Consider the following 22,842-nt stretch of genomic DNA (forward strand, 5'->3'; position numbering starts at 1 on the left):
CTCCGAAGGATCGGACAGCCAACACCTTGGCGCAGGATCGCGGCATCCTACGCGGGATCATTCGCCGAAACACATCTCGGCCGGCACGTTCTCCGGCACCTTCGCCCTGCCGCACAAATCGGCCGGCACGCGCCCGCTGCGCATGTCCCGATGCAGCGACGAATAGGGCCAATCCTCGGCCCGCGAGACCAGCCCGTGCCGCACCGGGTTCATCCAGCAATAGCGCAGGTGCAGGTTCATGTCCTCTTCATCGCGGATCACGTGCTCCCAGAACCGCCGCTGCCAGACCCCGCATTCCTGCTTGCATTCCTGCGATTGCCCCCGCGGCGCCTTGCGCCCCAGGCTGCGCGTGAACCGCGTCTTGATCAGCCGCCAGCGGGTCGAGAAATCACAATCCCCCGGCGGCAGCGTCCAGATCGCGTGCAAATGGTCCGGCAGGACCACCGCCGCCTCGGTGACAAAAGGCCGCTCGCGGCAGGTCACCCCGTAGGCCGCGCGCAGTCGGTCGATCTGGTCCACCAGCTCTGCACTGCCTGGCCGCGCCAGGCGCAGGGAAAAGAAATAGGTTCCGCCGGGCACCCGGCGTCGTCGATAAGCGGTCATGAAACGGGGATAAGCCCGAACCGGTTAAAGCCCGGTTTACGCCGCTCTCACCGATCGAGGATTTTCGCGACCGGCCGCCCCTTCGCCAATTCGTCGACCAGCTTGTCCAGCCTTCGGATGTCCTGCATCAGCGGCTCGTCGATCTCCTCGATCCGTACGCCGCAGATGCGCCCGGTGACCTTCTCCCGCTGAGGGTTCATCGCCGGCGCCTCGCCAAAAACCCGGGCCACATCCGCGTCGCCGGCAACCAACTGCTCCAGCACGTCCGGCCCATAGCCCGTCAGCCAGCAGAAGACCGCGTCCACCTCGGCTTTCGTCCGCCCCTTGCGCCCTGCCTTGGCCACGTAGAGCGGGTAGAGATCGCCAAAACGCATCCCGTAGATCCGATGCCCGGCCATACCGCCCCCACTTTAGCTTCGCCTCGCAAGCCTCTGCCAGGGAGATGAAACCTACTCCGCCGCCTCCGGTGCCGCGTCCAGTTCAGCAGCCTTCTTCTCGACCTCTTCCACGATGTGGTCGATCATCTGCTCGTTGCTCATCTTGTGGCTCGCCTTGCCGGCCAGGTACACCATCCCCGACCCGGCCCCGCCGCCAGTGAAGCCCACATCGGTCATCAGCGCCTCACCCGGGCCGTTCACCACGCAACCGATGATCGACAGACTCATCGGTGTCTTGATGTGCTCCAGCCGCTTTTCCAGCTTTTCCACGGTCTTGATCACGTCGAACCCCTGCCGCGCGCAGGACGGGCAGGAGATGATGTTGACCCCCCGGTGCCGCAGCCCCAGGCTCTTGAGGATTTCGTACCCGACCTTGACCTCTTCCACCGGATCGGCGCTCAGCGACACCCGCAGCGTGTCGCCGATCCCCATCCATAGCAGGTTGCCCAGGCCGATCGCCGACTTGATCGTGCCCGAAGTCAGCCCCCCGGCCTCTGTGATGCCCAGGTGGATCGGCTTGTCGGTCGCGTCGGCCAGGGCCTGGTAGGCCGCAGCGGAGAGGAAGACATCCGAGGCTTTGACGGAGATCTTAAACTCGTGGAAATCATTGTCTTCGAGGATGCGGATATGATCCAGACCCGATTCCACCATCGCCTCAGGGCACGGCTCGCCGTATTTCTCGAGCAGGTGCTTTTCCAGCGAGCCTGCGTTGACCCCGATCCGCATCGAACAACCGTGGTCGCGCGCCGCGGCGATGACCTCCTTGACCCGTCTCTCGTCACCGATGTTGCCCGGGTTGATCCGCAGGCAGGCCGCCCCGGCCTCTGCGCTCTCGATCCCCCGGCGGTAATGGAAATGGATGTCGGCCACGATCGGCACCGGGCTTTCCCGAACGATGTCCTTCAGCGCCCGCGACGATGCCTCGTCGGGCACCGAAACCCGGACGATATCCGCCCCCGCCTCGGCCGCGGCCTGAACCTGGGCCACCGTCGCGGCCACGTCGGTCGTCGGCGTGTTGGTCATCGTCTGAACCGAGATCGGGGCATCGCCGCCGACAGGCACGTTGCCCACCATGATCTGACGCGACTTGCGGCGGTAGATGTTGCGCCACGGGCGGACGTGGTTGAGCGACATGAAAGCCTCCTGGAAATGGCTATTCGCTAGATAGGCCCCATGGACGGAAACGGCAATGCGCCCTCTGGTCTCTGGCGGCGCACCAGGCACCGCCGGGCCGCTTACTGGGCGGGGAGGATGCCCTGCGCCTCGGCCACAACGCGGGCCAGGTCGCGATCGGCCTCAAGGTTGGCCACGGCAAAGCGTTCGGACACTTCACCGATCGACAGCGGCACGTTCGACGTCACCGTGCCGGCCGGGCCGACGGGGCCGTAATGCTGACCGTTCATCGAGAAATAGACCGCCCCGGATTCACCGGCCCGCAGGGTCGGCGGCTCTTCGGTCGCGGGCACTTCCCAGGTCGCGCCGGGCTCCATAATGCCTTCGAAGATCACCGAGCCGTCGGCGCTGCGCACACGCACCCAGGACGGGCGCACCGTGACCATGACCAGCGCCGGAGCGGCATCCTCGACCACCTGCGGGGTCAGTGGCCCCTGCTCTTCGCCGGGCAGCACCGCGGGCGCGGCCTCGGCCAGATCGACATCGGGCAGCGCGCTTGGGCGCAGCGTGCCAACCTGGTCGGGATCCAGAGTCGAAATCGGCGCGTCACGGGCCACCAGCACCGGCAGATCCAGGGCGGCCGGGCGATAGAGCCGGTCCAGCGCCTCGGTCGAGGGCGGTGCGATGGCCGGATCCTCAGCCTCGCCCCGGGCGGTCGCCGCTTCGAGCGGATCGAGATCGGACAGCACCACCGGCGTCTGCTCCACCGGCGACAATTGCACCTGCTGCACCTGCTTCAGCACCATCCAGCCGCCATAGCCGATACCGCCGATCAGCATCAGCAGAACCAGCGTCGAGCCGATGGCGCGGGGTTCGAAATCGGCCCAGAAGCTGGTACCCGACGGGGCGAAGGGCAGCTTGGGCGACAGGAAGGGATCATTCACGTCAGCCGACTTGCGGCTCACCCGCAGCGGCACGGCCGGCTTGCGCACGCTCGACGCCTCGGCCGACATGCCATGCGCCACCGAGAACCCGCTTTCCGCGCAGAAGGCGGCAAAGCATTCCTCGGGATCCATGTTCAGGTAACGGGCATAGGACCGCACGTAGCCGGCGATGAAACCGGGGGTGTCGAAGGCAGAGGGATCCGAATTCTCGATGGCCGCGATATAGGTCGCCTTGATCCGCAGCTCGCGCTGGACGTCCAGCAGCGACTTGCCCATCGTGGCCCGCTCACCGCGCATGACATCGCCGAGCTTGAGTTCGAAATCATCGAAGCTTTTGATCCGGTCGGCCAGATCGCCGTTCGGATGTTCGGTATTCCTGCGTGGATCACGCCGCCCGATCATTGCCTGTGTGCCCCATGTCCCTAGACGTTACGAATCACATCCCGATTCGATACCGCCTTATTTTAAAGGGACGTTAACACAGGCCATTCTTCCTGCGAAGATCGCGTGGCGTCAGCCCGCCAATTCGGCGCGATTGAGCGCACAATGGGACCACAGCGCGTCCAGCGCATGCACCAGCTTGTCCATCTCGTCCGGGCCGTGAACCGGCGACGGCGTAAAGCGCAGACGCTCGGTGCCGCGGGGCACGGTCGGGAAGTTGATCGGCTGCACGTAGATCCCGAAATCATAAAGCAGCATGTCAGACAAGGTCTTGGTATGCTTGGGATTCCCGACGATCACCGGCACGATATGGCTGCCGTGGTCGATGAAGGGCAGGCCCATGCCACGCAGCCGGGTCTTAAGAATCCGGGCCTGGGTCTGGTGCTGTTCGCGCAGCTCGGGCGCGCGTTTCAGAAAGGCCACCGACGCCGCCGCGCCGGCCGCAACGGCGGGGGGCAACGAGGTGGTGAAAATGAATCCCGGCGCGTAGGACCGGATCGCGTCACACATCTTGTGAGAGGCCGCGACATATCCGCCCATCACCCCGTAGGCCTTGGCCAGGGTGCCGTTGATCATGTCGATCCGGTGCATCAGCCGGTCGCGCTCGGCGATTCCCGCGCCGCGCGGGCCGTACATGCCCACGGCATGGACCTCGTCGATATAGGTCAGCGCGCCGAACTCGTCGGCCAGGTCGCAGATCGCCTCGATCGGACCGAAATCGCCATCCATCGAGTAGACCGATTCAAAGGCTATCAGCTTGGGCGCCTTGGGGTCATCGGCTTCGAGCAGGGCGCGCAGGTGATCCAGGTCGTTGTGACGGAAGATGCGCTTGGCCCCGCCGTTGCGGCGGATGCCCTCGATCATCGAGGCATGGTTGAGCGCGTCGGAATAGATGATCAGCCCGGGAAAGAGCTTGGGCAGGGTCGACAGCGTGGCGTCGTTGGCAATGTAGGCCGAGGTGAAGAGCAGCGCGGCTTCCTTGCCGTGGAGATCCGCCAGCTCGGCTTCGAGCCGCTTGTGATAGACCGTGGTGCCCGAGATGTTGCGCGTGCCGCCCGAACCGGCGCCGGAGGCCTCGATGGCCTCGTGCATGGCGTCGAGCACGACGGGATGCTGGCCCATGCCCAGGTAATCGTTGCCGCACCAGACGGTGACGTCCTGGACGGTGCCGTCGGGACGGGTCCAGGTGGCATGGGGAAAGCTGCCGCGATGGCGTTCGATGTCGATGAAGGTGCGATAGCGGCCCTCTTCGTGCAGGCGGTCGATAGCGCTATCCAGCTGGGCGGCGTAGTTCACCTTCGTGTCTCCTTCTGCGGGCCGTGAGGCCCCGTCCCCGGTTCGCGAATGCCCGGGCTCACCTCGCATCGAATTTCTGGAATGATTAAAGATCCAGATTGGCGATATCAAGTCAGTAGAACCTGCACCTATGTCGCATCCTTGACCTGGATCAACCGCCCCGCCGCGCGGCCGGGAAACCTTGCGCGCCGATCGGAAACAGGCGGGCGATCCGCGGGACGCCGGGCCGGGCGCGGGCCCACTGGACGCCGCCTGCCGGGCTGATAGGCTCGGCGCAATTTCCACTGACAAGGTTTCCTCCTCATGTCCCTCGACGCTGTGCTGTCCCGTATCGACACCGATCTCGACGCCGCCCTCGACCGGCTGATGACGCTGCTGCGCATCCCCTCGATCTCGACCGATCCGGCCTACAAGGCCCAGTGCGAGGCCGCCGCCGACTGGCTGGTGGCCGACCTGGAATCGCTGGGCGTGACGGCCACGAAGCGGGCCACCCCGGGCCATCCGATGGTGGTCGGCCATGTCGAGGGCGACGGGCCGCACCTGCTGTTCTACGGCCATTATGATGTACAACCCGTTGACCCGCTCAACCTGTGGGACCGTGACCCGTTCGACCCGCAGGTCCAGGACACCGCGAAGGGCCGGGTGATCCGCGGGCGTGGCTCGGCCGACGACAAGGGCCAGCTGATGACCTTTGTCGAAGCCTGCCGGGCCTGGAAGGCGGTGCATGGCACCCTGCCCTGCCGGATCACCTTTTTCTTCGAGGGCGAGGAGGAAAGCGGCTCGCCGTCGCTGGTGCCCTTCATGAAGGAGAATGCCGAGGAATTGACGGCCGATTTCGCGCTGATCTGCGACACCGGCCTGTTCGACAGCCGGGTGCCGGCGATCACGACCATGCTGCGCGGGCTGCTGGGCGAGGAGCTGACGATCCGCGCGGCCGACAAGGACCTGCATTCGGGCATGTACGGCGGGGCGGCGATCAACCCGATCCGCGTGCTGTCGCGCATCATCGCCGCGCTGCATGACGACCAGGGCCGTGTCACCGTGCCGCAGTTCTACGACGGCGTGCCCGAGCTGCCCGAGACGCTGAAGGCGCAATGGGCCGAGCTGGGATTCGATGCCCAGCGGTTCCTGGGCGGGGTCGACCTGAGCGAGCCGGCGGGGGAGCGGGACTATTCGGCGCTGGAGCAGATCTGGTCGCGGCCGACCTGCGACGTCAACGGGATCTGGGGCGGTTATGCCGGTGACGGGTTCAAGACGGTGCTGCCGGCCGAGGCTTCGGCCAAGATCTCGTTCCGGCTGGTGGGCGACCAGGATCCGCTGGTCATCCGCGAGAATTTCCGGGCCATGGTGCGGGGCATGCTGCCGCCTGATTGCACCGTCGAGTTCAAGGGCCACGGGGCGTCGAAGGCCGGGGCGTTCGACACGTCGGACCCGGCGTTCGAGGCGGCGCGGCTGGCGCTGTCGGACGAATGGCCGGACAATGCGGCCTTTATCGGCTGCGGCGGGTCGATCCCGATCGCCGGGCATTTCGCGCGGCTCCTGGGGGTGACGCCGATGCTGATCGGGTTCGGCAAGGACGACGACCAGATCCATTCGCCGAACGAGAAATACGACGTCGAGAGCTTTCACAAGGGCATGCGGTCCTGGGCAAGGGTGCTGGCGGCGCTGGCCGGCTGAAGCCCCTGGCGGCCGGGCGCATTGTCCGGCCGTAGCGCCCGTGGTCGGCGGGCCGAAGGGTATTTGGACCAAGAAGAAGACAGGGGCGCGCGCCCGGCCCGGAGCGGGGCGCGTGCGGAGAGGGAGGACGGAATGGGACGGGACGCTATCCCCGGGTTCGAAAAGGGGCGGGCCGAGGTCAACGGCCAGGGCATTGCCTATTCGCGGGCCGGCCGGGGCGCGCCGGTTCTGTTGCTGCACGGGTTTCCCCAGACGCGGGCGATGTGGCGGGCATTGGCGCCCGAGCTGGCGCGCGATTACACGGTGATCGCGGCCGATCTGCGGGGGTATGGCGACAGCACGCTGCCCCGGGGTACCGAGGCCATGCGGTTTCGCGACATGGCCGCCGACCAGGCGGCGCTGATGACGGCCCTGGACTTTGAGCGGTTTCACCTGGTTGGCCATGACCGGGGCGCGCGGACGGGGCACCGGCTGGCGCTGGACCATGGCGAGCGGCTGCTGAGCCTGACCCTGATGGATATCGTGCCCACCCGCCACCTGCTGACGCATCTGACCCACGAGGTGGCCGCGGCCTATTACCATTGGTTCTTCCTCGCCCAGCCATCGCCCTTCCCCGAGACCATGATCGCCGCCGACCCCGACGCCTATTTCGAACGTTGCCTGCTGGGTTTCGGCAAGGCCAGCCTGTCGGATTTCGCGCCCGAGGCGCTGGAGAGTTATCGCGCCAGCTGGCGGCGGCCCGAATGCATCGCGGCCATGTGCGCCGATTACCGGGCGGCGCTGAGCCTCGACCTGGCCGATGATACGGATGATGCGCAGGCCAAGGTGCATTGCCCGGCGCTGGTGCTCTACGGGGCCGAGGGCGCCATGGCGCGGCACTACGATGTGCCGGCCACCTGGCGCGACCGGCTGGCACGGATGCAGGCCCGGGCCATTCCCGGCGGCCATTTCTTCATCGAGCAATCGCCCGACGCCACGCTGGCCGCCCTGCGCGATTTCCTGGACGGTATCGACGCGGCCGGCTGAACGCGGTCAGATCAGACCGGAGAACCGTTCGGGCAGCAGGTATTGCGTGTCGTAATCGGGCCGGTCGAAATTGTAATAGCCGGTGTCGCCGCGCGGGCGGAAGCTGCGGTGCATCTTCTTGCGCAGCGGGCCCATGTTGAAATCGCCCTGCAATTGCAGCTTGGCAAAGGACTCGAACACTGCGCGATCCTCGCCCCGGGCTTCGGCAAACCAATGGCGGCCAATGGCCACGTCCTTGACCGTGCCCCCGGTTTCGGCCGTGGTCGCGTTGCGCCGGTTCATCACCTCGCAATAGGCGTCGAAATCGCAGAATTTCAGGTGGAACAGGTAGAGATGTTCCGGCGCGTGCAGCTTGTCATACTGGGTGAAATGGCCGCCGCGGGCGATCTTGGTCGGCACCGAGATGACGCAGGGCTTGGAATAATGCGGCGCCGGGCGCACGTGGCGGCGGGGGCCCAGGATCGGCCCGTCGATCGGCTCGGGTTCGATGTCGATGCGGTGGATGACCTCGAGGCCGAGCGGCGTGAGCACGCGCTTTTCCGGCACGGTGTCCAGCCAGCTGGCCAGGTCGGTGCCGGCGGCCGGATCGAGCACGACAAGTTCGTCGACATCACCGACGATGACATGGCGGTAGTAATTGCGCAGGCCCTGGACGATGCCATTCAGCAGGCGCCAGCGCTTGATGTCGAAATTCTTGTGCGGGTCGCCGGGGATGCCGATGATGTTGCAGCCCTGGGCCAACTCGGCCACGGCCGCGCCGCGCCCATGGTTGACGACATAACAATTCTCGCGCCCCAACAGGGTGCCGTAATGGTTCAGCCAGGCCTTCAGGAAGAAGGCGTCGTCGCGCACCATGGTCAACGCTGCGGCGGTCTGCATGTCGCAAGGCTCCTGCTCTGCCTCTTGTTTGCCATGTTCTAGCGTAGCATGTCAGGGATTGAGAAATGCTAATTGAGGGGAGCCGGGCAGATGATGCGCCCATGGGTGCCGGAAAGCTTCGCCGCGCAGGGGCTGCACGTGCAATGCGCCGAACAGCCGCCACAGCGGTTCCAGGTGGTCGGCGAACGGTCCTCGGGGACCAATTTCGTCAAGCGCCTGCTGGGGCGCAACACCGGGCTGACGCCTTGCGAAGCGCTGGGGTGGAAACATGGCGGGCCGCAGGTGCTGGCCGTGCCGCGAGACCTGCTGGTGGTGATCTGCGTGCGCGGGGCGGCGGATTGGGCGCTGTCGATGCACCGCAAGCCCTGGCATGCGGTGCCGGCGCTGCAGGCGCTGACCTTCGGAGAGTTCCTGCGCGCGCCCTGGCAAAGCGTGATCGACCGGCCGCGCTATTTCGACATGGACAACGCCCGGGCGCTGGTGGGCCAGCCGCTGATGGCCGACCGCGACCCGGCGACCGGCCTGCCCTATGCCAACCTGGCCGCCTTGCGGCGGGGCAAGCTGGCGCGTCACCTGGCCTATCTGTCGATGCATGACAACGTGATGCTGGTGCGCATGGAAGAGGCCACGCGGGCGCCGGATGTCTTCCTTGACCGGGCGCGGGCCGGGCTGGGCCTGCCGGCGCGTGTGGGGGATGTGAAGCCGGTGGTCAAGCGGCTGGGCTCCAAGTTCAAGCCCGCCGGGGTCGAACGGCCCGAAACGCCGGACGACATGGCCCCGCAGGACCGGGCCTGGCTGGCCGATCACCTGGACGGAGATCTGGAAGCGGCGCTGGGATATGCCCTGCCCTGACCGGGCCGGGAAAGCCACGTTCGCCCGCCTTGGCCTGCCGGTTCGGCAGAACATCACGACCGAAATCAGTGAAAGGGGGGAAAGTGGCGCGGTTGACGGGGCTCGAACCCGCGACCCCCGGCGTGACAGGCCGGTACTCTAACCAACTGAGCTACAACCGCGCGTAGGAGGTGGAAATAGGCAAAGGCGCCGGGGGCGTCAAGCAGGTTTTGGCGAAATCGGCGGGGAATTTTCGGGGCCGTCCGACCGGCGTTGCGGCGGGTCGATGCGAGGGTGGCAGCCAGCCCCGACGCCCGGGCCAGCCGTGGTGACACAGGCGCCCGCGCCGGGCACCAAGCGGCAGAAAGCCCTTGCACGAAACGTACAAGTTGCTTTCGGACCGATACTTGGAACGGAGAAAGTGGCGCGGTTGACGGGGCTCGAACCCGCGACCCCCGGCGTGACAGGCCGGTACTCTAACCAACTGAGCTACAACCGCGCTGGCCACCCGCGTTCGCCGGTGGTGAGGGGCGGGATAAGCCCGCGTGGCGGCCCCGTCAAGCGGTTTCGACGCGCCAACGGGGCATTTCTTGCCCTCCCCCCACGTCAAGGCAGCGGAATGAATTCCTTGTCGTCCGTCGGCGGCAGCCGGAACCGCCCATGCGCCCAGTCACCGGCCCTCCAGGCCTCCTTTGCCGCGTCGATCCGCTCTCGCGAAGAGGCCACGAAGTTCCACCAGATGTGGCGCGGGCCGTCCAGCGTGGCACCGCCCAGCAGCAAGACCCGCGCGCCCCGGGGCCCGGCGCGAAGCGACATGCGGTCGCCCGGGCGAAAGACCATCATCTGCCCCTGTTCATAAGTGATTCCAGATCCTTCCAGTGTGCCATCGACGATATAGGCGCCCCGGTCCTCGTGATCGTCGGGCAGCGGGATCGCCGCGCCCGGTTGCAGGCTGGCGTCGGCATAGAACATCTCGGACGGGGTCGTGGCCGGCGCGCGTTCGCCCCAGGCATGGCCCAGGATTAACCGCACTTCCTTGCCCTCGCCTTCGAGAAACGGCAGATCGGCCTTGGGCACATGGACAAAATCGGCCGGGGCGTCCTCCTGGTCTTTCGGCAGGGCGATCCAGGTCTGGATGCCGAACAGGTCATAGGGTTTCTTCAGCATGTCGCCGTCGACCCGTTCGGAATGGGTGACCCCATGGCCGGCGGTCATCAGGTTCACCGCGCCCGGCTCGATCCATTGATCCGTGCCCAGGGAATCGCGGTGGTGGAACTTGCCCTTGTAGAGATAGGTCACCGTGGCCAGGCCGATATGCGGATGCGGCCGGATGTCGATCCCCTGCCCCGTGACGAATTCGGCCGGGCCCATCTGGTCGAAGAAGATGAACGGGCCGACCATCTGGCGCTTGGGGGCCGGCAGCGCGCGGCGCACCTCGAAATCGCCCAGGTCGCGGGCGCGCGGGATGATCAGGGTTTCGATGGCGTCGACGGCATCCCCGGTGGGGCATGTCGGGTCGAGTGCGGGGCTCCAGCTCATGGCGTCCTCCTGTCAGTGGCTGACCTCAAGGTAAGGTGCGGCCGATGGCCCGCCTATCCCGATCTGGGCAGAGGAACAGTGCCCTGGCGCACACCAATACGGCAAGAACGTACTATACGTGCTTGAAGGCACAGATTCTCCGGGTCGTTCAAATCCGCCGCAAGGCCCCCGTGCGGCTTAACGGCAAGTTAGGGCGAATCTCCCAAGGTCCGGCTCGGCGATACCCGGCACCGGAGGATTCCATGACGCAAGACGCACGCAGGCTGTTGCCGGGCATTCCCATGCCCGGACGGAGCATGATTGCCGCATGAAACGCCTGACCCGCTCTGCCCGCAAATCCGCGTCCGCCCCCCGCGACAGCGACAAGACTGCCGATATGCCCCAGGAACTTGCCCCGCCTGCGCCCTCGCCCCTGCTGGCGCTGGTCGAAAGCCTGGGCGACCAGATCAACACCTTCCTGGTCGAGGAGCAGGACAAGCCCGTGCGGCTCGAAGAGGCCGACGGGGCCATGGCCGACCTGGCCGAGATCGTCGAACGCCTGCGTGCCACTCATTTCAAGCTGATCCGCCAGAACGAGACGCAGACCATCGGCGAAGGCCAGCTTGAGCTGAAGCGCCGGCACGAGATGCGCGATGTGGGCAAGCGTTTCGACACCACCGTGGGCACCGTCATCCGCTCTCTGATCGCCTGCGGCGACGATGGCAAGCAGGCCACGGAAAACGCGGTCGAGACCTTTGCGACGGTGGTGACGGCGGCCGACGACATCCGCAAGACCATTGCGGAGGTGACCCAGCGCGTCACGGCGTCGGAGGAAAGCGTCAAGCGGGCGTCCGATCGGGCGGATGAGGCGCTGAAGATCACCAAGGACGTGGCCGGCGCGGCGCAGGAAATCGTCAAGCTGGTCGACCTGATCGAGGAAATTGCCTTCAAGACCAACATGCTGGCGATCAACGCCAGTATCGAGGCCGCCCGTGCCGGCCCGGCCGGGCGCGGCTTTGCCGTGGTCGCCCAGGAGGTCAAGAGCCTGTCCAAGAACACCTCCGAGGCGGCCTTTCGCGTCAAGCAGACCGCGCTGGAGATGAGCCGCGCGGCCGACAACATGACCGTGGCCGTCGAGACCAACAAGGCTGCCAATGCCGAGGTGTCGAAACTGGCCTCGGACGTGGTCGAGGCCATCGATGCCCAGGTCCATTCCACCGAGCGGATCAACGAATGCGCCCAGGCGACCAATGCCGAGATGAGCAAGGTCCAGACCGGCATCCTGTCGATCCAGGAACAGGCCCGGCGGCTGACCGAGGAAACCTCGGATTTCGTGCGCCATATTTCGGCCGAGCCCGGCGTTACGGCTGACACGGTGACCTTTGGCCAGTCGGCGGATTTCTCCGGCCCGCTGGGGGTTTACGGCACCAACCTGCGCAAGGGGATCGAGCTGGCCTTTGCCCAGGTCACGGCCGCCGGCGGCATCCACGGGCGTCGCCCGGTGTTGCGGGCGATGGACGACGGCTATGACCCGGATCGCGCGCTGGAAAACGTCCGCAACCTGGTGCGCGGGGGCGAGGTCTTTGCCCTGGTCGGCGCCGTGGGCACGCCCACGTCCAAGCTGAGCGAACGGATCGCGCGGGGCGGCCAGGTGCCTTTCATCGGGCCGGCCACCGGCACGGGTTTCCTGCGTGGGGCCGAGCGGACCCATGTGCTGAACATCCGCGCGTCTTATGCCGACGAGGCGGCCGCGCTGGTCGATCATTTCGCGGCCAGGGGCAAGCTGAAGGATTGCGCCATGTTCCTGCAGGCGGATGCCTATGGCATGTCGATGCGCGAGGCCCTGACCGCCGCGCTGAGCCGCCACAACGCCTCGATCGAGGTCTTTGCGCCCTATGAACGGACGACGGGCGACGTGTCGGAGGCGATCCGCATCATTGCCGAGGCCCGGCCCGAAATGGTGTTCATGGCCGGCACGCCCAAGCCCACGGCCGCGTTCATGCAGGGGCTGCGCAAGCAGGACGTCGAGGCCGAGTTCGGCACGATTTCCTTCGTGAACGGCAGCGAATTCGTGCGCCATGCCGGGCGCGACGGGGCCGGTACGGTGATCAGCCAGGTCGTGCCCATCCCGACCGACCAGCGGTCGGACCTTGTACGCGGCTATAGGACGGCGCTTGACCGGCATGACCCCGACACCAAGCCCGATTTCTCGCATCTGGAGGGCTATGTGATCGGCATGACGGCCTGCAAGGTGCTGTCCGGCGCCGGCCCCACACCCACGCGGCAAGGCTTCCTGTCGACCGTCTTCGGGCAGCCGACGACGGTGCATATCGGTGAGCTGGGGCTGAAGTACGGGCCGGGGAACAACATCGGGACCCAGAACGTCTTCATGTCGCAATTGGGCGACGACGGGCTGTTCCACCCGTTGAGCGGGGCTATCCGCAAGGTGGCGTGATGCGGGGGATCATGGCGGCCAGACAATGGCCCCCGACCGCGCGGGTTTCGCAATGTGACACGGCCGGACGGAAGACGGCGCTTGCACCGCGTCCTGCCTGAACTCGTCGCTGTAGTTGCCTGTCCCCATGTCGGCCTCATTGCCTCAACGTTAAGGCGCAATGCGGCTGCAATTCCAGGGGCACCTCATTCATCGGGATCCGGCGTAAAATTAGACCCGGGCCCATTAGGGGCCGGCCCCAAAAGTGACAGCCCCAAAAGGGATATGCCGCAAACGGGCCAGGCCGCAAAAGACACCGCCCCAATAGAAAAAGGAGGCCGAAGCCCCCTTTTCCCTTTGTCTGTCGGCCACGGGCCGCTGGTGCTTGTCCGTCAGCCACGGGCCGGTGTCGCGAACCGTACTGGCCCGCGCGAACCAAGATCACCCGCCGAAATCGTCCAGCATGATGTCTTCGCGGTCGACGCCCAGCTCGAGCAGCATGTTGATCACCGAGCTGTTCATGATCGGCGGACCGCACATGTAGAACTCGCAATCTTCGGGCGCCGGGTGGTTCTTAAGGTATTCCTCGTAGAGCACGTTGTGGATGAAGCCGGTGTAGCCCTTCCAATCGTCCTCGGGCAGCGCATCCGACAGGGCCACGTGCCATTCGAAGTTCGGGAACTCGGCCGCCAGCTGGTCGAAATCCTCGACGAAGAACATCTCGCGCTTGGACCGCGCGCCGTACCAGAAGGAAATCTTGCGGTTGCGGTTTTCCAGCCGCTTGAGCTGGTCGAAGATGTGCGACCGCATCGGCGCCATGCCGGCGCCCCCGCCGATGAAGACCATTTCCTTCTCGGTGTCGCGGGCGAAGAACTCGCCGAACGGCCCTGAGATGGTCACCTTGTCACCCGGCTTGAGGTTGAAGATGTAGGACGACATCTGGCCCGGGGGGATGCCCGCAGACCCCGGCGGCGGCGAGGCCACCCGGACGTTGAGCATGATCATGCCCTTCTCGTCCGGGTAGTTGGCCATCGAATAGGCCCGCTCGATCGGCTCGTCGACGATCGATTCGTATTGCCACAGGTTGAAGCGGTCCCAGTCCTCGCGATACTCGTCCTCGACGTCGAACTCGGTGTACTTCAGCTTGTGCGCGGGCGCCTCGATCTGGATGTAGCCGCCGGCACGGAAGTTCACGTCCTCGCCCTCGGGCAGGTCCAGCACCAGCGCCTTGATGAAGGTCGCCACGTTCTCGTTCGAACGCACGGTGCATTCCCATTTCTTGACGCCGAAGACCTCTTCGGGAACCTCGATTTCCATGTCCTGCTTGACCGCGACCTGGCAGGACAGCCGGTCGCCGCAGGACGCCTCGCGCTTGGTGATGTGGGATTCCTCGGTCGGCAGGATCGACCCGCCGCCCGAATGGATCTTGACCCGGCATTGCGCGCAGGTGCCACCGCCGCCACAGGCGGAGGGCACGAACATCTTTTCCGCCGCCAGGGTCTGCAGCAGCTTGCCGCCGGCCGGCACCGAAATGGTCTTTTCGCCGTTGATGGTGATGTTCACGTTGCCGGAACTCACCAGCTTGGAGCGGGCCGCCAGGATGATCGACACCAGCGCGATGACGATCAGCGTGAACAGGACGACGCCCAGTGAGAAAGTTGCCATGTCCGCCCCCTTAGAGTTTCACGCCGCTGAAGGACATGAAGGCCATGGCCATCAGACCCGCGGTGATGAAGGTGATGCCAAGCCCCTGCAGCCCGTCGGGAATGTCGGAATACTTGAGCTTTTCGCGCACGCCGGCCATGGCGGTGATCGCCAGCGCCCAGCCGAAGCCCGAAGAGATCCCGTAGGTCGTGGCCTCGGCAAAGTTGTAGCTGCGTTCGACCATGAAGAGCGACCCGCCCAGGATGGCGCAGTTCACGGTGATCAGCGGCAGGTAGACCCCGAGCGCGTTGTAGAGCGGCGGGAAGTACTTATCGAGGATCATCTCCAGGATCTGCACCAGCGCGGCGATGACCCCGATATAGGAGATCAGGCCGAGGAAGGTCAGGTCGACATCCGGGAAGCCGGCCCAGGCCAGGGCGCCGGGGGCCAGCAGGTAATTCAGGATGAGGTTGTTGGCCGGCACGGTGATAGCCTGCACGACCATGACCGAGATGCCCAGGCCGATGGCCGTGGCGACCTTCTTGGACACGGCGAGAAAGGTGCACATGCCCAGGAAGAAGGACAGGGCCAGGTTCTCGACGAAGATGGCCTTGACGGCAAGCGAGAGAAGACCTTCCATCAGTGCGCCTCCACGGTCTGGATACGGTATTCGCGTTCCTCGACCTGGCCGGGTTTCCAGGTCCGCACGGCCCAGATGATCAGGCCGATGACGAAGAAGGCCGAGGGCGGCAGCAGCAGCAGGCCGTTGGGCACGTACCAGCCGCCGTTGTTGACGGTCGGCAGGATGGTGATGCCGAACAGCGAGCCCGAGCCGAAGAGCTCGCGGACGACGCCGACGATCATCAGCAGCAGCCCGTAGCCCAGGCCGTTGCCGACACCGTCGATGAAGGACGCGACCGGCGGGTTCTTCATGGCAAAGGCCTCGGCCCGGCCCATGACGATGCAGTTGGTGATGATCAGGCCGACAAAGACCGACAGGGTCTTGGAGATCTCGTAGGCATAGGCCTTGAGCACCTGGTCGACGAGGATCACCAGCGAAGCGATGACGACCATCTGCACGATGATGCGGATCGAGCTGGGGATCTGGTTGCGCAGCATCGAGATGAACATCGACGAGAAGCCGGTCACCAGGGTCACGGCCAGGGCCATGACAAAGGCGACCTGCAGCGACGAGGTCACGGCGAGGGCCGAACAGATGCCCAGCACCTGCAGGGTGATCGGGTTGTTGTCGACCAGCGGATCGACAAGTTGAGAACGGTAAGTCTGTGCCATCAGCCGACCTCTCCTGCTGTCAGGCGGTCCAGGAAGGTGCCATAGCCGGCCTCTCCCATCCAGAACCGCACCAGGTTGTCCACGCCGCGCGACGTGAGCGTCGCGCCGGCCAGTGCATCCACGTGATATTCCGCGCCCGCCGGGTTGGGCGACTTGGCGACCGAAATCGCCAGCGTGCCGTCATCGGTGAACAGTTTCTTGCCGTTCCACAGGGCCTTCCAGCGCGGGTTGTCGACCTCGGCGCCCAGGCCGGGGGTTTCGCCGTGCTGATAGAACTGCAGGCCGTAGATGTCGTTGCCATTCGCTTCCAGGGCGATGAAACCATAAAGCGTCGACCACAGGCCATAGCCTTCGATCGGCAGGATGACCTTGTCGATCGCCCCGGCATCGTCGCGCAGCAGGTAGATCATGCGATAGGCCTGCATCTGGCCGCCCAGCCCGGCCGGATCCTCGTCCAGCGCGCGGACGATGGCCGGATCGCCGGAGGCGGCGAGCTGGTCAAAGCTGTCGATGTCGAACTGGTCGGTGAAGGTCCCGGTGTCCAGGTCCAGCACATGGGGTTCGAAGCTGGCGAAAGCCTCGTTGACGGGCACGTCGGGATCATAGACCCCGGCGACCTGCAGGATGTTGACGCGCTTGTCGCGCAGCTGGTTTTCCTGCTGCACCGGGCGCAGGGCCACGGCCGCGGCCGAGACGACCATCGAGGCCACGAGGCAGAGCGCCACGGCGACAAAGACGGTCTTGCCGACGGAATCGGCCGGCGCGTCGAGGAAACGGCGGATCAGGCCCTTTTGCTCATTTGCTTCAGGCATGGCGCTTTGCCCTCCGTTTGATGTTGGCCTGAACGACGAAGTAGTCGATCAGCGGAGCGAAGACATTGCCGAAGAGGATGGCCAGCATCATGCCTTCGGGGAAGGCCGGGTTGATGACCCGGATCATGACGACCATGAACCCGATCAGCGCCCCGTAGATGAACCGCCCGGTGTTGGTATGCGAGGCCGAGACCGGCTCGGTGACCATGAAGGCCAGGCCGAAGGCATAACCGCCGACGACAAGGTGCCAGTACCAGGGCATGGCGAACATCGGGTTGCTGTCGGAACCGATCCAGTTCAGCAGCGACGAAAAGGCGATCATGCCGGCCAGGCAGCCGACGACAAGCCGCCAGTTGGCGATGCGCGTGGCCAGCAGGAAACACAGGCCCAGAAGGCAGGCGATGGTCGATGTCTCGCCCATCGAACCCTGGATCGTGCCGACAAAGGCGTCCATCCAGGTGATGCCGTGCTGCGGCAGGGCCGCCACGCCGTCCGCGGCGCCGATGGCCAGGGCGGTGGCGCCCGAAAAGCCGTCGACCGGGGTCCAGACCGTGTCACCCGACATGTAGGCGGGATAGGCGAAATACAGGAACGCCCGCCCGACCAGTGCCGGGTTGAGGAAGTTCTTGCCGGTGCCGCCAAAGACTTCCTTGCCGATGACCACGCCGAAGATGATGCCCAGGGCCACCTGCCACAGGGGCGTCGAGGCCGGCACGATCAGGGTGTAGAGCATCGACGAGACCAGGAAGCCTTCGTTGACCTCGTGCTTGCGGACCACGGCGAAGATGACTTCGAAGATGCCCCCGGCCACCAGAGTGACCACGTAGATCGGCAGGAAGTACAGCAGCCCGTGCAGCATATTGGCCAGCGGGTTGGCGGCGTTGAAGCCGATGCCCAGGCCTTCGATGATCGCGGCACGCCAGCCCGATGCGCCGTATTCGGCGATCGCCATGTTGGTCTGCAGGCCCGTGTTGTAGAGCGAGAAGAGAATGCAGGGGATCGTGGCGATGACCACGTAGGTCATGATCCGCTTCATGTCGATGTAGGACCGGGCATGCGGTGCCACGGTCGTGACCGTCTTGGGCGTGTAGATGAAGCTTTCGATCATCTCGTAGATGGGAAAGTACTTCTCGTACTTGCCGCCCTTGACGAATGACGGCTCAATCCTGTCGAAGAATGCGCGAAGACCCATGCGCCTTACCCCTCCTTCTCGATCTTGGTGAGGCTGTCGCGCAGGGCGATGCCATATTCATACTTGGCGGGGCAGGCAAAGCCGCAGAGCGCCACGTCTTCCTCGTCCAGCTCCAGGGCGCCAAGCGCCTGGGCGGTGTCGGTGTCCATGACAAGCAGCGCGCGCAGCAGCTGGGTGGGCAGGAAATCCTGCGGCATCAGCTGTTCGAAGGTGCCGATCGGCACCATGGCCCGGCGGCCGCCATTGAGGTTCGATGTCAACGCGTAAAGCTTGTCGCTCAGCGCCGAGCCCAGCACGGGCTGGAAGGCATATTTGGACGCCATGGGGCGAATCCAGCCCATCGGGATCTGCTTGTGGTCTTCCTCGATCAGGGTGACCTGGCGGGCGTACCGGCCGAGATAGGCCGTGGCCCCCTCGCCCGCGCGGCCGCTCAGGATCGAGCCCGAGATCATGCGCACCGGCACGTCGGTCGCGGCCAGGTCCTCGGCACACAGATCGGTGATCGAAGCGCCGGACACCGTGCGCACCAGGCGCGGGCGCGGGCTCAGCGGGCCGGTCAGGGCGACGATTCGCCGGCTGTCGAGCCGGCCGGTCTGCATCAGCCGGCCGATGGCGATGACGTCATGATAGCCGATGGTCCAGACCGTGCGGCTGGACGTGGGCGGTTCGAGGAAATGCATGTGGGTGCCGGCCAGGCCGGCCGGATGCGGCCCGGAGAAGGCGGCGGCGGTGATGCCGGGCTGATCGCCCCCGGGCACCTGGGCGCCGGTCTCGTGGCACAGGTAGGTTGCCCCGTCGCTCAGCGCGGCGACGGCGGCCAGGCCGCGGACAAAGGCCGGGGCGTCGTCGTTGATGATGATCGCCGCATCGGCCGACAGCGGTTCGCTGTCCATCGCGGTGACATAGATCGCGGCCGGGCGGGTGTCGGGCGCGGGAACCTTGGAATACGGCCGGGTGCGGAACGCCGTCCACAGCCCCGAGGCACAGAGCCGCTCGGCGATGCCCTCGCCCGTGGTGTCGTCACCGATTCCCGAGAAATCCAGGGGCTCGGCCGCGGCGGGATCGACCTCGATCTCGATGCTGACCAGCGCGCGCCGGGCACCGCGGTTGATCGCCTTGACCCGGCCCGAGACCGGCGCGGTCACCTGGACCTGCGGCGTGTCCTTGTGGGCCAGGACGGGCGCACCGGCGGCGATCACATCACCTTCCTGAACGGCGAGGCGGGGCTTCAGCCCGATGTAATCCTGTCCGAGAATGGCCACGGTCCGGACCGTCGCTGCGTCCTCGATCGCATCACCGGGTGCCCCCAGCACCGGAACGTCGAGACCTTTTTTCAACGAATGTTGCTGCACGTCTTGTGTCCTGTCCATTTTCCGGCTGCCTTATGCGACACCGGCGTCCGGTTTGAAAGCCGTTTAGCCCCTCTGCGACGAATTCCGTTGAATCAGCGACCGCCTGCCCAAAGTGCGATCTGCGACGATATGCAACCTAGACTTCGGTCGCAGGCCGCGATTTCCATCCCCGGCCCGCCCCTGCCCTGTCTCCCGTCCGCCCCGGCCGGGGAATTTCAGTGTTGAACCTCGGGGCGATCTGGCTCAGAAGCGGTTGAAACGTGCGCCCGATCGTCAACGCAATTCAGCGGAGTAGACCCCTTGTCGAATCCCCTTCTTCTTTCCCGCCGTAGCTTCATGGTCATGCCGCTCGCTCTTGCGGCCTGCAAGAAGGGGTGGTCGCTGCTCGAACTGACCGGGCTGACCATGGGCACCGGTTATTCCATCGCGGCCATCGACCATTCGCGTGCCGTCGACAAGGCAGAGCTTCAGGCCGCCGTCGACAAGGCGCTGGTCCAGGTCAACACGCAGATGTCGAACTGGGATGCCGGGTCGGAGATTTCGCGGTTCAACGCCGCGGCCACCGGCACCACCCTGCCCGTCTCGGCCGAGCTGGCCCATGTGATGCAGGCCGCCGCCGAGGTGCATGATGCGTCCGAAGGCCGTTTCGACGTGACCGTCGGCCCGCTGATCGACCTCTGGGGCTTTGGCGCCGGTCACACCCGCCAGGACATGCCCACCGATGCCGACATCGCCCGGGCGATGGATTGCTGCGGCCAGGCGCGGTCGGTCGAGATCCGCGACGGCGCGCTGACCAAGACGACCGAGGGGGCCGAGGTCTACCTGTCGTCGATCGGCAAGGGCTTTGGCGTCGACCACGTGGCGCGGGCCATCGAGAGCTTTGGCATCACCGATTACATGGTCGAGATCGGCGGCGATCTCTACACCGCCGGGCGCAACCCCGACGGCCAGCCCTGGCAGATCGGCATCGAATCGCCCAGCCCGGTCGACCGCAACGTGCTGAAAGTTGTCGGCCTGTCGGACATGGGCATGGCCACCTCGGGCGATTACCGCAACTTCTTTGACCACGACGGCCAGCGCTATTCGCACATCATCGATGCCACGACCGGCCGGCCCGTCACCCATGACACCGCGTCGGTGACCGTGCTGACCGAAAACGCCATGCTGGCCGATGCCTGGGCCACCGCCCTGCTGGTGCTGGGCCGCGAGCGCGGGCTTGAGATCGCAAATGATCGTGACATGGCGGTGCTCTTCGTTGACCGTGCCGCCGACGCGGCCAATAAGGGCTTCGAGGTCACGGCGTCCAACCGGTTCCAGGCGCTGAGCGCCTGAACCCACCTCAGCGGACCGGCAAGAAGGGTCGTTAGATGTCGACATTCATCCTGACCTTCGGATTGTTCCTTCTGGTGATCGTCGGCATGGCCGTCGGCGTGATGTTTTCCGGGCGGACGATCAAGGGCAGCTGCGGCGGGCTCAACGCCGTGGCCGGAGCGGATCATTGCCTGGTCTGCAAGAAGGAAATCGATCCCGACAGCCCACTGCGCGACCGGCTGGAATGCCCCCGTGCGCGCAAGATGGTCGAGGGGCTCGACGCCGAACGCCAGGCCGCCGGGTAAATTACGGGCCGGCAGATCAGACGGATGACAGGGGGCCTCGGCCCCCTTTTTCGTGTCCTGCGCCCTTTTGCGCGGTCGCCCGTCCGTGTTCCTGCCATCCGTGGGATTCGCTAAGGGCCGCCAGCCCAAGAACCGCCCGTCCGTCACTCCGACCGTGTTCCTACCAACCACCCGCACACAGCCGCCCCCACGCGTTCCTGCCGCCTGCCGAGCCGCATTCCCCGCTCTGCCCCCGGCCCCGCCGGCCTATCCGCCGCGCATGGGCACGAATCCCAGGGTCAGCAGCGCCAGGGCGGCGATCACGCCATAAAGCCACAGCCGGCTGCGCGGGCCTTCGGTCTTCCACACGCGGCGATAGCTGTATCCGGCGATACAGGCGATCACGAAAAGCCCGGTGGCGGTCAGCGGTGTCAGCGCAAAATCGGTCAAGTGCAGCCCATCCTGTCGGAATCCGTTTACTCGTGCGCGATTTGCAATACCCTTGACCATGTTCAAGGGAGAAAACGCCATGCCAGCTTCATATACCCCCAAGACGCGCGATTCCGAAGCGCAGGAACATACAAGCAGCCAGTCGTTGCAGACCAACCTGTCGGCCGCCGAGGCCACGGTGCGCGACGTGTTGACGGGCAAGGGCGGCGCGCTGTTTTCGCTGGCGCCCGACGATACGATCGCCCAGGCCGTGGCCATGCTGAAGGACAAGGGCGTCGGTGCCCTGCTGGTCCGCGATGGCCAGGGCGCGCTGGTCGGCATCCTGTCGGAGCGCGACATCGTGCGCCAGATGGCCGAAACCCCGGGCGAGACCCTGCCCCGCCTGGTGCGCGACCTGATGTCGGCCGAGGTCGAGACCAGCAGCCCCGATGAGACCCTGGTGCGGGTCCTGCGCCGGATGACCGACGGGCGGTTCCGCCACATGCCGGTCATCGAGGACGGCGCGCTGATCGGCCTGGTGTCGATCGGCGACGTGGTCAATTTCCGCCTGACGGCCCTGGAGTACGAGGCCCTGCAGCTGAAACAGCTGATCGTGGGATGACATGCCCACTGCGGCCGCCCCTTGCGAGGGGCGCCGCCCGCGTTCGAGGCCATACGGCTGCCTCCATCGAACCGGTCAGGCCTGCGCCGAGCCTATACCATGGTCCGTGCCCGCGGACACCGAACTGAAATCCTGATGACTGGGATAGGTTTTGCGGCCGAGACACCCAAGACGCTAGCCAAACAACGTGCTCCTTCGGGCAGCCTCTTGCAGCAGCACATCTGTTCTTGCGCGGCCTCAGCGCAAAGGCGCATCGAGATGGGCTGTGCATCTTCTTCCGACAGAGCAAGCCGGCGCTGTATGAGGACGACCAAATCACGGCCGATCACATGCGTGACCAGACGGTGGACCAGCTCCTGTCGCAGAATATCCCGGGCCAATGGCTGCGCCTGTTGGATCGCGGCAAGGCCATGTCGATTCGCCTGCGCGACGCGATGCCGACGACGGTTTTGACCAACCGTTGCCAGATTCGACGCTTCCATGAAGTTGAAGGCGACGTCTGGGCCCTGCCGGCGGACCGGAGAAATGGAGCGATGCGCCGGCTCCGCGACTGCCAAGCGCCCCTGCCGTCCGCCGCGTTGGAGATTATGGCGCCGCAAACGACGAGGCAGAGCGCATTGGCATCCTTCATCCCGACTGCCTCGGACAAGATCCCATTCGGCCAGCGCCATGACAGCGTTGAAGGTCCGGGTTCCAGCGGGTCG

Annotated in this window: 21 protein-coding genes and 2 tRNA genes; 7 read left to right on the plus strand and 16 right to left on the minus strand. The window is 65.7% G+C overall.

Annotated elements, in window-relative coordinates:
• Positions 1-57: 57 nt before the first annotated feature.
• The 5 genes from ACK3BB_RS17195 to hemA form a co-directional block, all read right to left on the minus strand.
• Positions 58-603 carry an REP-associated tyrosine transposase gene (locus ACK3BB_RS17195; protein ID WP_428925866.1) on the minus strand — a complete coding sequence of 182 codons (546 nt, stop codon included), beginning with the start codon at positions 601-603 and terminating at the stop codon, positions 58-60.
• A gap of 47 nt (positions 604-650) precedes the next feature.
• Positions 651-977 carry a DUF2200 domain-containing protein gene (locus ACK3BB_RS17200; RefSeq protein ID WP_428925867.1) on the minus strand — a complete coding sequence of 109 codons (327 nt, stop codon included), beginning with the start codon at positions 975-977 and terminating at the stop codon, positions 651-653.
• Positions 978-1,052: 75 nt separating this feature from the next.
• Positions 1,053-2,174 carry a flavodoxin-dependent (E)-4-hydroxy-3-methylbut-2-enyl-diphosphate synthase gene (gene ispG, locus ACK3BB_RS17205; protein ID WP_428925868.1) on the minus strand — a complete coding sequence of 374 codons (1,122 nt, stop codon included), beginning with the start codon at positions 2,172-2,174 and terminating at the stop codon, positions 1,053-1,055.
• Between the two features lie 101 nt (positions 2,175-2,275).
• Complete coding sequence (locus ACK3BB_RS17210) at positions 2,276-3,499, minus strand: helix-turn-helix domain-containing protein (RefSeq protein ID WP_428925869.1); 1,224 nt, start codon at positions 3,497-3,499, stop codon at positions 2,276-2,278.
• Positions 3,500-3,610: 111 nt separating this feature from the next.
• Positions 3,611-4,834 (minus strand): 5-aminolevulinate synthase, encoded by a 1,224-nt coding sequence (gene hemA / locus ACK3BB_RS17215; protein ID WP_428925870.1) that lies wholly within the window; start codon positions 4,832-4,834, stop codon positions 3,611-3,613.
• A gap of 303 nt (positions 4,835-5,137) precedes the next feature.
• On the opposite strand from hemA, the gene ACK3BB_RS17220 reads away from it, so the two are divergent.
• Both ACK3BB_RS17220 and ACK3BB_RS17225 read left to right on the plus strand, forming a co-directional pair.
• On the plus strand, positions 5,138-6,511 hold the full coding sequence (locus ACK3BB_RS17220) for a M20/M25/M40 family metallo-hydrolase (protein WP_428925871.1): 1,374 nt from the start codon (positions 5,138-5,140) through the stop codon (positions 6,509-6,511).
• A gap of 132 nt (positions 6,512-6,643) precedes the next feature.
• On the plus strand, positions 6,644-7,537 hold the full coding sequence (locus tag ACK3BB_RS17225) for an alpha/beta fold hydrolase (protein ID WP_428925872.1): 894 nt from the start codon (positions 6,644-6,646) through the stop codon (positions 7,535-7,537).
• A gap of 6 nt (positions 7,538-7,543) precedes the next feature.
• Here ACK3BB_RS17225 and ACK3BB_RS17230 read toward each other — a convergent pair whose 3' ends face one another.
• Complete coding sequence (locus ACK3BB_RS17230; protein ID WP_428925873.1) at positions 7,544-8,416, minus strand: glycosyltransferase family 2 protein; 873 nt, start codon at positions 8,414-8,416, stop codon at positions 7,544-7,546.
• A gap of 90 nt (positions 8,417-8,506) precedes the next feature.
• On the opposite strand from ACK3BB_RS17230, the gene ACK3BB_RS17235 reads away from it, so the two are divergent.
• On the plus strand, positions 8,507-9,268 hold the full coding sequence (locus ACK3BB_RS17235) for a hypothetical protein (RefSeq protein ID WP_428925874.1): 762 nt from the start codon (positions 8,507-8,509) through the stop codon (positions 9,266-9,268).
• Positions 9,269-9,352: 84 nt separating this feature from the next.
• Here ACK3BB_RS17235 and ACK3BB_RS17240 read toward each other — a convergent pair.
• The 3 genes from ACK3BB_RS17240 to ACK3BB_RS17250 all read right to left on the minus strand — a co-directional run bounded on the left by ACK3BB_RS17240 (position 9,353) and on the right by ACK3BB_RS17250 (position 10,786).
• Positions 9,353-9,429 (minus strand) — tRNA-Asp (locus ACK3BB_RS17240).
• Between the two features lie 240 nt (positions 9,430-9,669).
• Positions 9,670-9,746 (minus strand) — tRNA-Asp (locus ACK3BB_RS17245).
• A gap of 107 nt (positions 9,747-9,853) precedes the next feature.
• Positions 9,854-10,786: a pirin family protein gene (locus ACK3BB_RS17250; RefSeq protein WP_428925875.1), complete on the minus strand. Its 933-nt coding sequence runs from the start codon at positions 10,784-10,786 to the stop codon at positions 9,854-9,856.
• 307 nt (positions 10,787-11,093) lie between these two features.
• On the opposite strand from ACK3BB_RS17250, the gene ACK3BB_RS17255 reads away from it, so the two are divergent.
• A complete protein-coding gene (locus ACK3BB_RS17255; protein WP_428925876.1) occupies positions 11,094-13,220 on the plus strand; it encodes an ABC transporter substrate-binding protein in 2,127 nt (708 codons plus the stop codon).
• Positions 13,221-13,640: 420 nt separating this feature from the next.
• Here the strand turns inward: ACK3BB_RS17255 and nqrF are convergent, their stop codons facing one another.
• Genes nqrF through ACK3BB_RS17285 form a run of 6 tightly spaced genes read right to left on the minus strand, consistent with a single transcriptional unit; the run spans position 13,641 to position 19,492 of the window.
• Entirely contained in the window at positions 13,641-14,864 is a 1,224-nt protein-coding gene (gene nqrF / locus ACK3BB_RS17260; protein WP_428925877.1) for an NADH:ubiquinone reductase (Na(+)-transporting) subunit F, read from the minus strand.
• Between the two features lie 10 nt (positions 14,865-14,874).
• Positions 14,875-15,483, minus strand: a complete 609-nt coding sequence (gene nqrE, locus ACK3BB_RS17265; RefSeq protein WP_428925878.1) for an NADH:ubiquinone reductase (Na(+)-transporting) subunit E — start codon at positions 15,481-15,483, stop codon at positions 14,875-14,877.
• Positions 15,483-16,136, minus strand: coding sequence for an NADH:ubiquinone reductase (Na(+)-transporting) subunit D (locus tag ACK3BB_RS17270; protein ID WP_428925879.1), 654 nt, complete (start codon positions 16,134-16,136; stop codon positions 15,483-15,485). Before ACK3BB_RS17270 ends, nqrE begins: the two co-directional genes overlap by 1 nt.
• The gene (locus tag ACK3BB_RS17275; RefSeq protein ID WP_428925880.1) at positions 16,136-16,948 is read right to left on the minus strand and encodes a Na(+)-translocating NADH-quinone reductase subunit C; all 813 of its coding nucleotides are present in this window, start codon (positions 16,946-16,948) and stop codon (positions 16,136-16,138) included. Before ACK3BB_RS17275 ends, ACK3BB_RS17270 begins: the two co-directional genes overlap by 1 nt.
• Positions 16,941-18,140, minus strand: coding sequence for an NADH:ubiquinone reductase (Na(+)-transporting) subunit B (locus ACK3BB_RS17280; RefSeq protein WP_428925881.1), 1,200 nt, complete (start codon positions 18,138-18,140; stop codon positions 16,941-16,943). The genes ACK3BB_RS17275 and ACK3BB_RS17280 overlap by 8 nt, the downstream gene beginning before the upstream one ends.
• Before the next feature lie 5 nt (positions 18,141-18,145).
• Positions 18,146-19,492 (minus strand): Na(+)-translocating NADH-quinone reductase subunit A, encoded by a 1,347-nt coding sequence (locus ACK3BB_RS17285; protein ID WP_428925882.1) that lies wholly within the window; start codon positions 19,490-19,492, stop codon positions 18,146-18,148.
• 342 nt (positions 19,493-19,834) lie between these two features.
• Between ACK3BB_RS17285 and ACK3BB_RS17290 the strand changes: the two genes are divergently transcribed.
• Positions 19,835-20,824, plus strand: a complete 990-nt coding sequence (locus ACK3BB_RS17290) for an FAD:protein FMN transferase (protein ID WP_428925883.1) — start codon at positions 19,835-19,837, stop codon at positions 20,822-20,824.
• 35 nt (positions 20,825-20,859) lie between these two features.
• On the plus strand, positions 20,860-21,108 hold the full coding sequence (gene nqrM, locus ACK3BB_RS17295) for a (Na+)-NQR maturation NqrM (RefSeq protein ID WP_428925884.1): 249 nt from the start codon (positions 20,860-20,862) through the stop codon (positions 21,106-21,108).
• Positions 21,109-21,354: 246 nt separating this feature from the next.
• Here nqrM and ACK3BB_RS17300 read toward each other — a convergent pair whose 3' ends face one another.
• A complete protein-coding gene (locus ACK3BB_RS17300; protein ID WP_428925885.1) occupies positions 21,355-21,537 on the minus strand; it encodes a hypothetical protein in 183 nt (60 codons plus the stop codon).
• Positions 21,538-21,616: 79 nt separating this feature from the next.
• Between ACK3BB_RS17300 and ACK3BB_RS17305 the strand changes: the two genes are divergently transcribed.
• Entirely contained in the window at positions 21,617-22,138 is a 522-nt protein-coding gene (locus ACK3BB_RS17305; RefSeq protein WP_428925886.1) for a CBS domain-containing protein, read from the plus strand.
• Positions 22,139-22,842 lie beyond the last annotated feature (704 nt).

The organism is Marinibacterium sp. SX1 (genome assembly GCF_050389775.1).
In the GTDB taxonomy this organism is placed as follows: domain Bacteria; phylum Pseudomonadota; class Alphaproteobacteria; order Rhodobacterales; family Rhodobacteraceae; genus Marinibacterium.

Excerpts from the sequence above, each read along its gene's own strand:
- ACK3BB_RS17195 (WP_428925866.1), bottom strand. The coding sequence starts at position 603 with ATGACCGCTTATCGACGACGCCGGGTGCCCGGCGGAACCTATTTCTTT.
- ACK3BB_RS17200 (WP_428925867.1), bottom strand. The coding sequence starts at position 977 with ATGCGTTTTGGCGATCTCTACCCGCTCTACGTGGCCAAGGCAGGGCGC.
- ispG (WP_428925868.1), bottom strand. The coding sequence starts at position 2,174 with ATGTCGCTCAACCACGTCCGCCCGTGGCGCAACATCTACCGCCGCAAG.
- ACK3BB_RS17210 (WP_428925869.1), bottom strand. The coding sequence starts at position 3,499 with ATGATCGGGCGGCGTGATCCACGCAGGAATACCGAACATCCGAACGGC.
- ACK3BB_RS17220 (WP_428925871.1), top strand. The coding sequence starts at position 5,138 with ATGTCCCTCGACGCTGTGCTGTCCCGTATCGACACCGATCTCGACGCC.
- ACK3BB_RS17225 (WP_428925872.1), top strand. The coding sequence starts at position 6,644 with ATGGGACGGGACGCTATCCCCGGGTTCGAAAAGGGGCGGGCCGAGGTC.
- ACK3BB_RS17230 (WP_428925873.1), bottom strand. The coding sequence starts at position 8,416 with ATGCAGACCGCCGCAGCGTTGACCATGGTGCGCGACGACGCCTTCTTC.
- ACK3BB_RS17235 (WP_428925874.1), top strand. The coding sequence starts at position 8,507 with ATGATGCGCCCATGGGTGCCGGAAAGCTTCGCCGCGCAGGGGCTGCAC.
- ACK3BB_RS17250 (WP_428925875.1), bottom strand. The coding sequence starts at position 10,786 with ATGAGCTGGAGCCCCGCACTCGACCCGACATGCCCCACCGGGGATGCC.
- ACK3BB_RS17255 (WP_428925876.1), top strand. The coding sequence starts at position 11,094 with ATGAAACGCCTGACCCGCTCTGCCCGCAAATCCGCGTCCGCCCCCCGC.
- nqrF (WP_428925877.1), bottom strand. The coding sequence starts at position 14,864 with ATGGCAACTTTCTCACTGGGCGTCGTCCTGTTCACGCTGATCGTCATC.
- nqrE (WP_428925878.1), bottom strand. The coding sequence starts at position 15,483 with ATGGAAGGTCTTCTCTCGCTTGCCGTCAAGGCCATCTTCGTCGAGAAC.
- ACK3BB_RS17270 (WP_428925879.1), bottom strand. The coding sequence starts at position 16,136 with ATGGCACAGACTTACCGTTCTCAACTTGTCGATCCGCTGGTCGACAAC.
- ACK3BB_RS17275 (WP_428925880.1), bottom strand. The coding sequence starts at position 16,948 with ATGCCTGAAGCAAATGAGCAAAAGGGCCTGATCCGCCGTTTCCTCGAC.
- ACK3BB_RS17280 (WP_428925881.1), bottom strand. The coding sequence starts at position 18,140 with ATGGGTCTTCGCGCATTCTTCGACAGGATTGAGCCGTCATTCGTCAAG.
- ACK3BB_RS17290 (WP_428925883.1), top strand. The coding sequence starts at position 19,835 with ATGCCGCTCGCTCTTGCGGCCTGCAAGAAGGGGTGGTCGCTGCTCGAA.
- nqrM (WP_428925884.1), top strand. The coding sequence starts at position 20,860 with ATGTCGACATTCATCCTGACCTTCGGATTGTTCCTTCTGGTGATCGTC.
- ACK3BB_RS17305 (WP_428925886.1), top strand. The coding sequence starts at position 21,617 with ATGCCAGCTTCATATACCCCCAAGACGCGCGATTCCGAAGCGCAGGAA.